Origin of the sequence: Kitasatospora sp. NPDC092286 (genome assembly GCF_044755565.1) — a bacterium.
GTDB lineage: Bacteria > Actinomycetota > Actinomycetes > Streptomycetales > Streptomycetaceae > Kitasatospora.
Genome location: NZ_JBIVRD010000054.1, coordinates 38,467 through 50,904, shown reverse-complemented (window position 1 = coordinate 50,904; position 12,438 = coordinate 38,467). Strand labels below are relative to the sequence as shown.

The window sequence follows — 12,438 nt, the reverse complement described above, 5'->3', positions numbered from 1 at the left end:
CAGGACCCTCGACTGGAGAACTCCTGCCGAATCCCTCGCCGATCAGCTAATGTCACCGGTCAGAGCCGGTGTTGCAACGACTGGTTGAATCCGCCCAATACGGCTCGGCCGAGGTCGCGGGACTCTGCCGGTGCCACGGGATCCGGCGGAGCATGGGGAAGGTCGGCTCCAGCTACGACAACGCCGCGGCGGAGAGCTTCTTCGCCTCGCTGAAGCGGGAGTTGATGCCACGGGGCCCGATGGGCCAGCCGGCATCAGGCGAGGCTGGAGGTGTTCCGCTGGGTCTCCTTCCACAGCCTCCGCCGTCGCCACTCCACGCTCGGCTACCTCAGCCCGGTCCAGTTCGAACAGCAGACAGCGGCGTCCCGTAGGGTCACCCTCGCCGCATGAAACCCCGGTGTCCACCTCCCGGGGGAAGGCTCAGTCGGCGACCTGGCCCGCCGCTGGGCCCAGGCCAACGGCCAGCCCAACGAACCGGTCGACCGCGACGGGCCCTGAAAATGCCTCGACGCCGCCCCCGACCACCGCCACCCGCCACTCACCGACGACGACCTGGTCCTCGCCTTCACCGACAACCGGGCCCTGGACGCGCAGATCGCCGACGCCGCCGGGCACGCCCGCATCCCCGTCAGGAGGTTCACCGCATGACCAGCACCACCCAGGAGCCCGGCGGCGCCGACCTCGCCCGCACCGCCCTGCGCGCCGCCCGCCCCAACGGGGACCGAGCGCGACCACCGCCCCACGGTCGAGGACGAGCAGGCCCTGGCCGAAGCCGCCCGAGCCCGCGACCTTCTTGCACGCCACCGTGCCGCCCAGGCCGTCGCCCGCGGCCATGCCGTCCCGCTGCGCACCGCCCGCCAGTCGCAGCCCGGCGCCGTGCGCGGTGCCGCGTGAGGACGCCGACCGCCCGGCCGATGCCGAGTAGCCTCACACCCAACGAGAGGAGCGCCGCCATGAGTCAGCCCGCGCACGACGGAGTCGAGCTTATTCCCAGGCCCGAGCAGAACCCGGCCGCTCTCAAGGCCGCCCTGGCCGTGGTCGCCGCGGACCGCCTCCCGGAGATGATCGACGGGCAGACCAAGGCCATGGCCGAAGCCATCACCACGGGCAGCGTCCAGCCGATCCGCTCGTTCGTCGACCGCTGGGCCACCGTTGTCGAGATCGAACGGCACCCGGCCACCGCGCAGGCCTACCACCGGGCGAACTACCTCGCCAACCACGCCACCACCATCGCCGAGTGCCGTCAGCACGCCACCACCATCGCCGAGCTCTACCGCGCCGCCTAGCCGGCGGTGACCGGATGACCTGGAGCTGGGAGTACCTCCCCAGCCCGGAGCACGTCACCGCCGGCGCCCCGGCCGACTTCCTCGCCGCCGTCGAACACCGGGCCAACGAACTCGCCCGGGCCGCCGCAGCGCTCTACCTCGACGGCACCTCCTACCAGGGCAGCGGCGAACCGATGCGCTACCTCTACACCGACCCGGGCAAGCCCCGCATCGCCTGGAACGACGAGCAGGCCCGCGCCGACCTGGTCGACGCCCTGGTCCGTGACGCGCTCAACCTGCTCGGCCGCCTGCCCGAACGGCAGCTGGACGAGAAGGCCGCGGACGCGGTCGGGCTGCTGGCCCTGGTCGCCGGCCAGGACATGGAGGTCACCGACGGCTCCGACAGGCGCGACGGACGCTGGCGCATCGCCCGCGGCACCGTCCACGACCGGGTGGTCTCCACCGTCGATCCCGAGGCCCGCCACACCCACAAGAACCGAACCCGCTACCAGGACGACTTCCGCGCCCACGGCGCCTTCGAACCCGAGACCGGCCTGCTCACCGAGGTCGAGCTCACCGCCGGCACCGGCGCCGAGAACCACGAGGCCGCCGTCGCCCGGACTCTCCTCGCCGACGGGACCGGGGACCTGACCGTCCTCGGCGACACCGCCTACGGCACCGGCGACCTGCGCGAAACCCTCGAAACCGACGGCCACACCCTGATCATCAAACCGCCACCACCGCGACCCGCCGTCCCCGGCGGCTTCACCGCCGACGACTTCCACGTCGACACCGCCAAAGGCGAGGTGACCTGCCCCGTCGGCCACAGATGGAGGGGCACCCTCACCCGGGACACCCCTCCACCAACAAGATCTTCAGGAGACTTCTAGGCCTCCGGACGGATCGCGGGCCGGAACGCCGGAGAGGCCGCCGGACGGATCGCGGGCCGGAACGCGGGCCGGTCCGCCGGAGGTGTGATCCCGGGGCCGTTACCGTGCGGCGCCGGCCGCACCGGGCACGAGCGGCCCGGTGACCTGCTCGATGTCGTGACTGTTGTCCTCGTCCGAGGTGACGGCGGTGGTGATCGAGCCGGTGGCCCAGGAGATCAGCCCGATCAGGAGGAACGCCACCAGCAGTCCGCGCCCGCCGCCGCTCAGCACCAGCGGCCGGGTCGCCGACACCGGGCCGCCCGGTACCGAGCCCGGCTCGTCGCCGAAGAGCCGCTTGGGGTAGGCGGAGGAGACAAGCAGCAGATACGCCATGAACCGCATCCGGTAGCGCAGGATCGCCGCCGTCGCCTCGAAGAGCGGCAGCGGCATCCGGCCCATGATCAGCACCACCAGCCAGCCGAAGAACGCGACCGTCCACCACCCGGCGTACAGCAGGCTCTGGACGATCATCGCCGGGACGGCCAGGATCAGCCGGAAGAACACCGCGAGCCGGTTCAGCTCACCGGGCCGCAGTTCCACCCGCACCGGATACTCCGGGGTGTGGAACCGGAACGGCGGATAGCGGTCCACGGTGAGCAGCAGATACGCGTTCACCCGGGTTTCGTACGGGACGTAGTTGGTGAGGTAGACCGCGGCGAAGCCGGGCAGCCGGCCCAGTACCAGTGCGACGAACCAGCCGGCCACGGCGACGAAGAACGCCACCACCGACAGCACCCACACCACCACGAACTGCGGGATCAGCAGCAGGACGCGCACCAGCACGGTCAGCCGGTTCTGCGGGGCCGGGGCGGGCATGTCCAGCACCGGCAGCCACTCGTTCTCGACGGGGGCGGGGGGAGCCTGCCACATCCGGGCCTCCAGGTGTCGACACAACGCGGACGCGGCGGTGGGCGCACCGCGTGCTCCGAAGATCGCAGCCGGGCAGCATCACCGCGCGCTGCGCTGGGCCGAGCGGGGGACATCCGGGGCTCAGGGCCGTGGGCACCCGAAGGGTACGGGACCGAGCGGCGCGGGCGTGGCGCTACCGATCGGTTGGCTGATCGCATTCCGTTCATGGTCAGACATGGATCGGTCAAAAGAGTTCCAAGGAGGGGCACTTCCCGACATCGGGCCTGGCGCCACCGAAGCGGGAGGCAGGATCGCAGCGGCGGTCGGCCACGTCGTGCCACGTCCAGTCATGGAGTGGCATGTCCTGGCCACACAGCGATCACTGTGGGGGTGCCCGTTTTGCCAGCGACCGACGACCTCTTCGAGCCGGCCGACCACGCCGGCCCGGGCGATCTCCCGGACCCGGAGGACCTCGCCGACCGGACCGACCTCTCCGACTTCGACGAGTTCCTCAGGATCTCCGCCGGGCTGACCGGCTTCGACGAGACCGAGCTGCGGGCGACCGGCATGGCCCATGAACACCACCGCACCACGCTGGCCCACCGAGTCCGCGACGAGCACGCCCTCATCCACCTCTGGTACGTCGGAGCCTGGCCCAACGAGGCACCGTCCTCGGCCCGCGCCCACGACGAGGGCCTGATGTGGCGCACCTTCCACGGCACCCCGCCCGGCGCCGCCGCACCCGGCTACGGCAGCTGGGCCGAGGCCCCGCGCGGTGGTGGCGACCGGTGAGCGCGCGCTGGGACGCCATCGTGGTCGGCGCGGGCTTCGCCGGATCGCTCGTCGCCCAACGCCTCGGCGCGCAGGGCTGGCGGGTCCTCGTGCTGGAGGCCGGCCGACCCGCCGACAGCGCCGCCGCCACCGCGACGGCGTACCGCGCCGCGGCCGGCGGCACACCCACCTCCCCGTACCCGCACAGCGCGGACGCCCCGTCCCCCGACGTCGGCGACCTCACCGGGCTCCCGGACGGCGGCTTCACCGCCACCGGCTACCTCGTCCAGCGCGGACCGCTGCCCTACGCCAGCGGGTACCTGCGGGCCAACGGCGGCACCGGCCTGCTCTGGACCGGACTCGCACCGCGCATGCATCCCGAGGACCTGCGCACCGCCGACCTCGGGCACGGCCGCAACTGGCCGATCACCTACCGCGACCTCGAACCGTACTACCGCCGGGCCGAACGGGAGCTCGGCGTCGCCGCCGACGCCGACCAGCAGCGCGAGGCCGTCGGACTGCCCATCCCCGACGACTACGCCTTCCCGATGCGCGCCATCGCGCCGAGCTACCTCGACCGCCGCCTCGCCGACGCCCTCGACGGCCGCACCGTCCGCGACCCCGCCGTGGCCGACCCCGCCACGCTCACCGTCACGGCCACCCCGCACGCCCGCAACGGTCTGCCCACCGAGCCCGGGCGCCCGGGCCGCCCGCTCGGCAGCCCCTGTGCGGGCAGCGCCAGCTGTGTCCCCGTCTGCCCGACCGACGCCAAGTACACCCCGCTGCGCACCCAGGCCCGCTGGGCGCCCACCGTCCGGCTGCGCACCGAGGCGGTGGTCAGCCGGGTGCTGGCCGACGGCACCGGCCGGGTCGCCGGCGTCGAGTACCTGTCCGGCGGTGCCGCCCACCGGGTGGAGGCGGAGCTGGTCGTGCTCGCCGCCCACGCGATCGAGAACGCCAAGCTGCTCCTGCTCTCCGGCCTGGCCAACCGCAGCGACCAGGTCGGCCGCAATCTGATGGACCACCCGGTGCTGCTCACCTGGGGCCTGATGCCCCGGCCCGTCGGCCCGTACCGCGGGCCGGGTTCGACCAGCGGGCTGGAGGCCTTCCGCTTCGGGGCGCCTCGCCTGCTCCGCGCGCCGTTCCGGGTCGAGATCGGCAACTGGGGCTGGTCCTGGGCCGCCGGACCGCCGCAGACGGAGGTCACGGCGCTGCTGGGCGCGGGACTGCGCGGCAAGGAGCTCCGCGACCGGCTGGGCGACCGGCTTGGCCGACAGTTCTCGCTCCAGTTCGAACTGGAACAGCCCGCCGACCCGGCCAACCGGGTCACCCTCGACCCGTCGCTGCGGGACGGCCTCGGCCTTCCGCGCCCGGTGCTCGACTACGACCTCTCCGCGTACGTGCGGCGGGGGATGGCCTCCGCCCGGGCCGTCTCCGACCAGCTGTTCGCCCTCCTCGGCGCCGAGGACCACACCCGCTACGAAGCGGGCCCGCAGTGGCCGGGCCGGCTGGAGTTCGAGGGCCGCCCCTACGCCTACCGGGGCGCGGGCCACGCGGGCGGCACCCATGTCATGGGCGACTCGCCCGTGAACTCCGTCGTCGACCAGTGGCAGCGGTGCTGGGACCACCCCAACCTGTATGCCGTCGGCTGCGGTTCCATGCCCTCGCTCGGCACCTCCAACCCGTCACTCACCATGGCAGCGCTCGCGCTGCGCAGCGCCGACCGGATCCACCGCGACCTGCTGGCGCTGCGCCGCCCGGTGACCCTTCCCGCCACCCGGCCGCCGGGGCCTGTCTCCGCGTCCGTCTCCGCGTCCGTCTCCGGGCCGGCGCCGTCCCCCCTGCCCGCGCCGTCCACCCCGCCCGCCGAAACCATTCGGGAGTCCTCATGACCGTCGGCCTTCCGCTCCCGCCCGTGCCGGAGCCCTACCATCTGCCCTTCCACTACGGTGCCCTGCACAACATCGGCGTCGACTACCTGGTCGAGCCCGAGCCGGTGCGCGAACTGCTCGGCAAGCGGCACCCCGGGCTGGCCGCCGCCGAGTTCGACGGCATGGCCTGCGTCTCGCTCAACTACCAGCTCTACTTCGCGCACTACCCGGGCGGCGGCGGGATCACCCAGGAGGTGGAGATCAACGTCATCGCCCACCCGCTGTTCAGCGGCGACCGGGTGCCCGTGCTCAACTACGGCCAGTACGCCCGGGGGTACGACCAGACCAAACTGCTGGGCATCGCCCGGCTGCACGTCCTGTGTGACAACCCGCTCGCCATCGACGCGGGCACCAGGCTGTACGCCGAGCCCAAGTACCCTGGCTGGTTCGAGACGGTGATGCCCTCGCTCAACGCGCCGTCCGTCCGCGAGCGCTGGTCGGTCTCCTGCCGTCGGGCCTCGCTCGGGCCGGACGGCCTGCGGCGCCACGACGAGGAACTGTTCGCCGTCGAGGCGGACCTGGTGGGCCTGACTCCCGAACCGGTCAGCAACACGCCGATCACCGGCTACGGCACCGACGAGGAGGGCACCCTGCTGGCCGGCCCGCTCAACGTCCACCAGCCCTACCGCTACTACGCCCTCGACGACCGCACCGCCGAGCGGGTCCGCCTCGCCCTCGGCAACCCGGCGGAGGAGGCCGCCCGCGACCTCGCCCGGCTCATCGCCGACGCCCCGGCCGCCGGGGTGTGGACCTACCAGTCCGCGCCGGTCGCCGCCCACAACCGTCCCTATTACGTTCGCTGACCGGGAAACGCCCGCCGCCCGCCGCTCGCACCCCCGGGCGGCGCGCGGACGGGCGGCGGCGGGCAACGGACGCACCCGGACGACCGCGCGTCACACCCCGACCCGGGGACACACCACCGCCGGGGGAGACGTCAACCCCACCGCCGAGCGGCCCCCCGATCGACTGATGCGCCGTCCGGGCCGGCCCCGCGGCGCCTGGGCGCTGCCAGACTGTCGACATGACGGCCAACTCCGAGAAACCCTTCGAGCCGGGTGCCACCGCCGTCCGGCGGGACATCATGCACGGCAAGGTGTGGACGGCGATGCCGCTGCGCACCCTCGCCGACACCGGCGACACCCTCGCCCTCGCCGCCTGGCCGGGCATCGAGAGCCTCGCGCCGACCACCTGGATCACCTCGCTGCGCACCGGTGACGAGGCGGTGCGCAAACAGGGGATCGCCGATCTCGCCGCCGGCCGCTGGGAACTCGGTCGCTGGGTCTGGCGCGACACCACCGTGCTCAGCTGCTACACAGCCGGCGAGTACTTCAGCGTGCACCGCTTCCTCGACGAGCAGGGCCGGCCGCTCCGCTGGTACGTCAACTTCGAACTGCCCCACCGGCGGACCGCCATCGGCATCGACACCTTCGATCTCTTTCTGGACCTGGTGGCCGCCCCCGACCTCTCCACGCACGCCTGGAAGGACGAGGACGAGTATGCGCAGGCGAGGCGGCTCGGGCTGATCGACGACGCGCACCACCGACTGGTGGACCAGGCCCGCGACCGCGCCCTCGGCCTGCTGCGGCGGCGGCAGGGCCCGTTCGCGCCTGCCGGTTCCACCTGGACGCCACCGCCCCTCTTCCCGCTGCCCACCCTGCCCGACACCGCGCTCTCGGCGCCGCCCGCCCGGCCCTGACCCGCCCCCTGGTGCCCGTCCCTGGTGAGGGGGCGACCAGTTCTCCGCCCTCCGGGGTGGGCACCGGCGGGCGGAGTTGCTACGGTGGCCCGCCGGTATGGATGATCTCGAAGCTCTCGACCACCTGCACGACGGCGGGGACTACCGCCGCCTCGCCGAACGCACGGCCAACCCCGTGGTGCTGCGCGAACTCGCCCGTTGTGGGTACCCGTTCGTCTGGCACGCAATCGCGGCGAACCCGGCCACCCCGGGAGATGTCCTCGCCGGACTGGCCGATCGTCGGCACACCCCGTGGAACGACAACCGGCTGCTTCTGCTGCTCGCCGAACACCCCGCGACCGTGGGCGAGGCCCTGGACCGCGTGTACGACGCCGTCACCCGGCAACTCGCCGCCGGTCACCGTCCCTTCGCGGCGGTACTGGCCCTGGCCCGGCGCCCCGACCTGCCGGGGGACCGGGCCAGGGGGCTGGGGTCGCTGCCCGGGGCCTCGGCCCGTCTTCGCCGCGGAATCACCCGGGAGCTTGCCGCACGCCCGGGTGGCTGACCCGGGCCCGCTGGTCGGCGGGCGTCGCCGGTGGCCCGGGCGCGGCCGGGTCGGCTTCGGGCGGCAACCCGGGAACGGCCCTGTCCGGCCCTGCCTCGTCGGGAGCCCTGGACCAGCGGCCTGCGAGCAGAGTGCCGGCCACCAGCTGAAGCTGGTGGTATGCCATCAGCGGCAGTACCAGCAGGCCGGCCTGCGGTCCGAACAGCACGGTGGCCATCGGCAGACCGTTCGCCAGGCTCTTCTGGGAGCCGCAGAGGACGGCTGCGATTCCGGACGCCCGGTCGAGCCCCAGCAGACGTGAACCGAGGTGGGCGAAGGCCAGGGCGGCGGCGAGGAGCGCGAGCAGCACGGCCAGCAGCCCGAGCAGGGCGGCGGGCGTGGCAAGGCCCCAGATGCCCTGGGCCATCGCCGCGCTGAACGCGGTGTAGACGACGAGCAGGATCGAGCCCCGGTCCACCGGAGTGAGCAGCCGTTTGTGCCGGGTGAGGAATCTGCCGATTCGCGGGCGCAGCAACTGCCCGGCCAGGAAAGGTGCCAGCAACTGCCCGCCGATCCGCAGCAGGCCGTCCGCGGACAGCGCGGTGTGCGAACCCAGCAGCCAGGCGGCCAGCAGCGGGGTGAGGACCAGGCCGGCCAGACTGGAGTAGGTGCCCGCACAGATGGCCGCCGGGACATTGCCCCGGGCGGCGCCGGTGAGTGCCACCGAGGACTGCACCGTGGAGGGCACCAGACAGAGGAAGAGCACACCGGTCTGCAGCTGCGCGGTCAGCGGAAACGGTGTCAGCACGGCGGTGGCGAGCCCGAGCAGGGGGAAGAGGACGAAGGTGCAGGCGAGCACCAGCCCGTGCAGCCTCAGATGGCGCAGCCCGTTCAAGGTTTCCCGGGCGGAGAGCCGGGCGCCGTAGAGGAAGAAGAGCAGCCCGATCGCGAGGTCGCAGGAGAGCTCGGCCGCCCGGGCGGCCGAACCGGTGGCGGGCAGCAGCGCCGCGAGGGCGACGGTGCCCGCGAGCGCCGCCATGTAGGGGTCGAGGCCGCGCAACCGGAGCCGTGGACCGGGCCGATCCCGGTCATCCCGGCCATCCGGGCCAGACGGCGCGGCCGCCCCGGGCGGGCCCGAGGGATCGGGTTCGGAGCAACCGGGGCCGGGTGGCGGCGGGCCGTGCCTCGGAAGCCCACCGCTCATCCGCCGCTCCCTGCCGTCGAACCGGCCGTCCCGGAGCCCAGCAGGCCGCCCACCAGGGCGTTGGCGCCGTCGTGGTCGCTCCCGGCCGTCCCGCTGCCGGTCTGGAGGTTGGCCGTCCGGTCGACCTCCAGCACCGAGTCGGCGTGCGAGTTGTCGAGCACCGTGATCAGGCTGCCCTCCGCCGACGCGGGCACCGCACCGCAGACGAGTACCGCGCAGACCCCGGCCAGCCCGGCGGCCGCCGCCCGCCACCGGGCCACCGCCCACCTCGCCACCGGCTCCGCCCCTGCTCCCGGCTCGGGCCCCGGCCCCAGCCCTGCCTTCGGCGTATCCGGATGGTTCGGCGCGGGCCCGGGCAGCGAGGCCGTCACGCCGTCACCGTCTCGCGCGGGCGGGCGATGTTCCGCTCCAGCAGTTCGGTGGACTCGCGCACCCCCACCTGGCGGCTCTCCCCGGCGGCGGCCGGCAGCCGGCCGTCGGCCACCTTCAGACCGGCCAGCGCCTCGTCCATGGCGCGATGCGCCGCGAAGAGGCACGGCGTGCTGTAGATCGCGACATCCACCCCGAGGTCGCTCAGCTCGGACAGCGAGAGCCGGGGCGACTTCCCGCCGGCGATCTGGTTGAACAGCAGCGGTTTGCCGTTGACGACCTGACGGATCCGCCGGATCCACTCCTCGCTGCGTACCCCGTCGACCAGGACGACGTCCGCGTCGGTGGCCGCCAGGGCCTCGGCGCGCTCCAGGATGTCGCCCTCCTCGGTGGCGTCCGTCCGGGCCACCACGACGAGGTCGCTGCGGTTGGCGAGGACGAGGTCCAGCTTCTCCAGGTACTCGCCGAGCGGGAGCACCTGCTTGCCGTCTGCATGGCCGCAGCGGCGTGGCCGTTTCTGGTCCTCCAGGATGACGCCCGAGGCGCCGATGCGTTCGAGTCGGCGCACCACGTGGCAGGCGACCTCGGGATCGACGTAGCCGTCGTCGATGTCGACCAGCAGATGGTGCCGGGGGAAGGCACCGCGCAGCCGCTCGACGAAGGCCACCATGTCGGGCCAGGCGATGAAGCCGATGTCCGGCAGGCCGTAGTAGGACGCCGCGAAGCCGAAGCCCGAGACGAACATGCCGTTGTAGTGCTCGGCCGCGATGGACGCCGAGTACATGTCGTAGACGCCGATGAGAGGGGTCGCCCCGGGCCTCGCGATCTCCTCGCGGAGCCGCTGTCCATAGCCCGAAGCCGTGTTTTCGTGCAGCAACGCCTTCTCCTCGCTTGTCAGGGAGGCGTCGTGCGGAGGGCCACCGCATCGGCTGCCGACGGGGCCGACGCCCCGCACGACGCCACGGGACTTTGCCTGGGCTTGGCCATATCTAGGACCAACTGAGGCGTAATCACTATGTGGCCTTTAATGTTCCGTGGGCAAATCTTTAAGGGAAGTTCCCTCGTAAGGGTGGATCCAGTCGGATCAATAGGAATGAAATATCAATAGCCGTGGCGCGCGGAGAGCGGCGAGATCCCGGTGGCTTCGGAGATCGGCGCGCAGCCGTGGCGGGGGCATCGGGGCCCGGGCGAGGGCGCGGTCGCAGGCCCGGGGGAGAGCGGACCGCAGTGGTCGGGAAGCGTCCGGGCGGCGGGCCCCGAGGTCACCGCAGCAGGGTGAACACCAGCGCGCAGACGCCGCCGAGTGCCGTTCCGGCCGCGACCTGGGCCGGGGTGTGGGCCCTCAGCGCCAGCCGCGACCAGCCCACCGCCGCCGGGACGGCCGCCGCGAACGGCAGCAGCGCCGGGCCGAACACCAGCACCAGGATCATCGCGGCGCCCCCGGCCACCGCGTTGTGCAGCGAGACCTGCCACCAGACCGTCACCGTCAGCGCCGACAGCAGGCCGCCGAGCATGGCGACGACCAGCGCGCAGACATTCGCCGGGGCGTGCAGCGCGTACAGCAGTGCCACCCCCGCCAGCACCGACAGCAGGCTCGCCGCCAGCGGCACGACGCGCTGGCGGCGGATCCGGACGTGTTTGTCGGTCAGCGTGCCGCGCCGGACCCCCAGCGCGATGATCCCGATGGGTACCACCCCGCAGAACGAAGCCGCCAGCAGCCCCCACCCGGCGCCCGACCAGCCGTCGGTGCTGTGGGCGCCGACGAGCAGGAGCAGAGCTATGACGAGATGGGCCGGCGCCAGGACGTCGGTGACGATCCGCGCGCCCTTCTCGCGGGGCGAGGCGACGGCGAAACGCGGCGGCTCCGGCGGGACGAACGTGCTCATCGGGGCAGCCCGGAGGCTATGGGCGAGACGGTGGCGCGGCGCATGGCGACAGCGTACTGACCCCGGCCGGGAGCCGGATCCGGGGCCGGACCGCCCGGCCCGTCCGGGCCGTGTTCAGCCGGTCCGGACCGCCTCGGCCGCGCGGCGGCTGCGCAGCGCCTGGAGCACCCGCCGGGTCGCCCTGGTGGCGACCGGCGGCAGCAGGTCCAGTGCCAGCCGGCGCGAGGCCGACCGGGGCTGCGTCCCGGCCGGCCGCACCGGGCGCTTCAGCCGCAGGACCCGGGCGTCGGCGATGCTGTCCTCGTCCAGGGAGTAGCCCTCGGACCGCCAGTCCCGGCTGAGCAGGACCCGCTGTGCGGCCTCCGCGTCCCCCCAGGTCCCGTAGAACTTCATCGGGGTGAGCAGCACCGGGCGCAGCCCGCCGGTGAACACGGCCTGCCAGACCGCGGCCGAGACGCCCGGGGTGTGCTCGGAACGGTAGTCGTCGAGCACCACCAGGCCGTCCTCGGCCAGCGCGGCCCGGGCCACCCCGATGTCCCCGGCCACGTGCTCGTACAGGTGCGAGGCGTCGACATGGACGAAGCGACAACTGCCCGCCGGGATCCGCCCGTCGGCCAGCGCCGAGGTGGGCGCCTGCACGATCACCGGCAACCGGGCGTGGAACGCCAGGTAGTTGGCCTCGAAGGCGCTCCTGGTCAGGGTCTTGCGGTAGGACATCGTCATCTCGGCGGCGTTGTCGGCGTCGCCGGCCTCGGAGTCGAACAGGTCGCAGACGGTCAGCTGCTCGCCGGGCTTGAGGTGGTCGCCGAGGAGTACGGCGCTGCGGCCGAGATAGGTGCCGAGTTCGAGGATGTCGCCGGTGCGGCCGGCCTCGTTCTGGGCGGAGAGGAAGTGGCCGAAGGCCTCCTGGTCGACCTTGAAGAACCAGCCCGGGATGCCGTCCCGCGTCAGGCGCGGCGGGTGGACGGTACTGGTGGCGGCAGCGGGCATGAGGGCCTCCAGAGGGTGCGGGCGT

Annotated in this window: 13 protein-coding genes and 2 pseudogenes; 8 read left to right on the top strand and 7 right to left on the bottom strand. The window is 73.2% G+C overall.

What is annotated here, in order from left to right; all coding sequences use genetic code 11:
* Nucleotides 1-240: 240 nt before the first annotated feature.
* A pseudogene (locus ACIQIB_RS35680) lies at nucleotides 241-390 on the top strand (IS3 family transposase); the annotation flags it as partial.
* Nucleotides 391-420: 30 nt separating this feature from the next.
* Here the strand turns inward: ACIQIB_RS35680 and ACIQIB_RS35675 are convergent.
* Nucleotides 421-615, bottom strand: a complete 195-nt coding sequence (locus ACIQIB_RS35675) for a hypothetical protein (RefSeq protein WP_400763122.1) — start codon at nucleotides 613-615, stop codon at nucleotides 421-423.
* Between the two features lie 338 nt (nucleotides 616-953).
* Between ACIQIB_RS35675 and ACIQIB_RS35670 the strand changes: the two genes are divergently transcribed.
* The gene (locus ACIQIB_RS35670) at nucleotides 954-1,286 is read left to right on the top strand and encodes a hypothetical protein (protein ID WP_363612327.1); all 333 of its coding nucleotides are present in this window, start codon (nucleotides 954-956) and stop codon (nucleotides 1,284-1,286) included.
* A 185-nt stretch (nucleotides 1,287-1,471) separates the two neighbouring features.
* A pseudogene (locus tag ACIQIB_RS35665) lies at nucleotides 1,472-2,089 on the top strand (transposase); the annotation flags it as partial.
* A gap of 165 nt (nucleotides 2,090-2,254) precedes the next feature.
* Here ACIQIB_RS35665 and ACIQIB_RS35660 read toward each other — a convergent pair.
* Nucleotides 2,255-3,064 (bottom strand): DUF4389 domain-containing protein, encoded by an 810-nt coding sequence (locus tag ACIQIB_RS35660; protein WP_400763120.1) that lies wholly within the window; start codon nucleotides 3,062-3,064, stop codon nucleotides 2,255-2,257.
* Nucleotides 3,065-3,442: 378 nt separating this feature from the next.
* Between ACIQIB_RS35660 and ACIQIB_RS35655 the strand changes: the two genes are divergently transcribed.
* The 5 genes from ACIQIB_RS35655 (at nucleotide 3,443) to ACIQIB_RS35635 (ending at nucleotide 7,985) form a co-directional block, all read left to right on the top strand.
* Nucleotides 3,443-3,835: a hypothetical protein gene (locus ACIQIB_RS35655; protein ID WP_363612323.1), complete on the top strand. Its 393-nt coding sequence runs from the start codon at nucleotides 3,443-3,445 to the stop codon at nucleotides 3,833-3,835.
* Nucleotides 3,832-5,706: a GMC family oxidoreductase gene (locus ACIQIB_RS35650; protein ID WP_400763118.1), complete on the top strand. Its 1,875-nt coding sequence runs from the start codon at nucleotides 3,832-3,834 to the stop codon at nucleotides 5,704-5,706. The genes ACIQIB_RS35655 and ACIQIB_RS35650 overlap by 4 nt, the downstream gene beginning before the upstream one ends.
* On the top strand, nucleotides 5,703-6,548 hold the full coding sequence (locus ACIQIB_RS35645; RefSeq protein WP_400652973.1) for a hypothetical protein: 846 nt from the start codon (nucleotides 5,703-5,705) through the stop codon (nucleotides 6,546-6,548). Before ACIQIB_RS35650 ends, ACIQIB_RS35645 begins: the two co-directional genes overlap by 4 nt.
* A 218-nt stretch (nucleotides 6,549-6,766) precedes the next feature.
* Nucleotides 6,767-7,441, top strand: coding sequence for a DUF402 domain-containing protein (locus tag ACIQIB_RS35640; protein WP_400652975.1), 675 nt, complete (start codon nucleotides 6,767-6,769; stop codon nucleotides 7,439-7,441).
* Nucleotides 7,442-7,538: 97 nt separating this feature from the next.
* The gene (locus tag ACIQIB_RS35635; RefSeq protein WP_400652977.1) at nucleotides 7,539-7,985 is read left to right on the top strand and encodes a hypothetical protein; all 447 of its coding nucleotides are present in this window, start codon (nucleotides 7,539-7,541) and stop codon (nucleotides 7,983-7,985) included.
* Here the strand turns inward: ACIQIB_RS35635 and ACIQIB_RS35630 are convergent.
* The 5 genes from ACIQIB_RS35630 to ACIQIB_RS35610 all read right to left on the bottom strand — a co-directional run bounded on the left by ACIQIB_RS35630 (nucleotide 7,951) and on the right by ACIQIB_RS35610 (nucleotide 12,413).
* Nucleotides 7,951-9,003, bottom strand: a complete 1,053-nt coding sequence (locus ACIQIB_RS35630; protein WP_400763123.1) for a bile acid:sodium symporter family protein — start codon at nucleotides 9,001-9,003, stop codon at nucleotides 7,951-7,953. The genes ACIQIB_RS35635 and ACIQIB_RS35630 overlap by 35 nt on opposite strands.
* Before the next feature lie 161 nt (nucleotides 9,004-9,164).
* Nucleotides 9,165-9,443, bottom strand: coding sequence for a hypothetical protein (locus ACIQIB_RS35625; RefSeq protein WP_400763116.1), 279 nt, complete (start codon nucleotides 9,441-9,443; stop codon nucleotides 9,165-9,167).
* Between the two features lie 92 nt (nucleotides 9,444-9,535).
* On the bottom strand, nucleotides 9,536-10,414 hold the full coding sequence (locus ACIQIB_RS35620) for an isocitrate lyase/PEP mutase family protein (RefSeq protein WP_363612311.1): 879 nt from the start codon (nucleotides 10,412-10,414) through the stop codon (nucleotides 9,536-9,538).
* A 385-nt stretch (nucleotides 10,415-10,799) separates the two neighbouring features.
* Nucleotides 10,800-11,423 (bottom strand): hypothetical protein, encoded by a 624-nt coding sequence (locus ACIQIB_RS35615; RefSeq protein ID WP_400763114.1) that lies wholly within the window; start codon nucleotides 11,421-11,423, stop codon nucleotides 10,800-10,802.
* A gap of 114 nt (nucleotides 11,424-11,537) precedes the next feature.
* Nucleotides 11,538-12,413, bottom strand: a complete 876-nt coding sequence (locus tag ACIQIB_RS35610; RefSeq protein WP_400763112.1) for a class I SAM-dependent methyltransferase — start codon at nucleotides 12,411-12,413, stop codon at nucleotides 11,538-11,540.
* Nucleotides 12,414-12,438 lie beyond the last annotated feature (25 nt).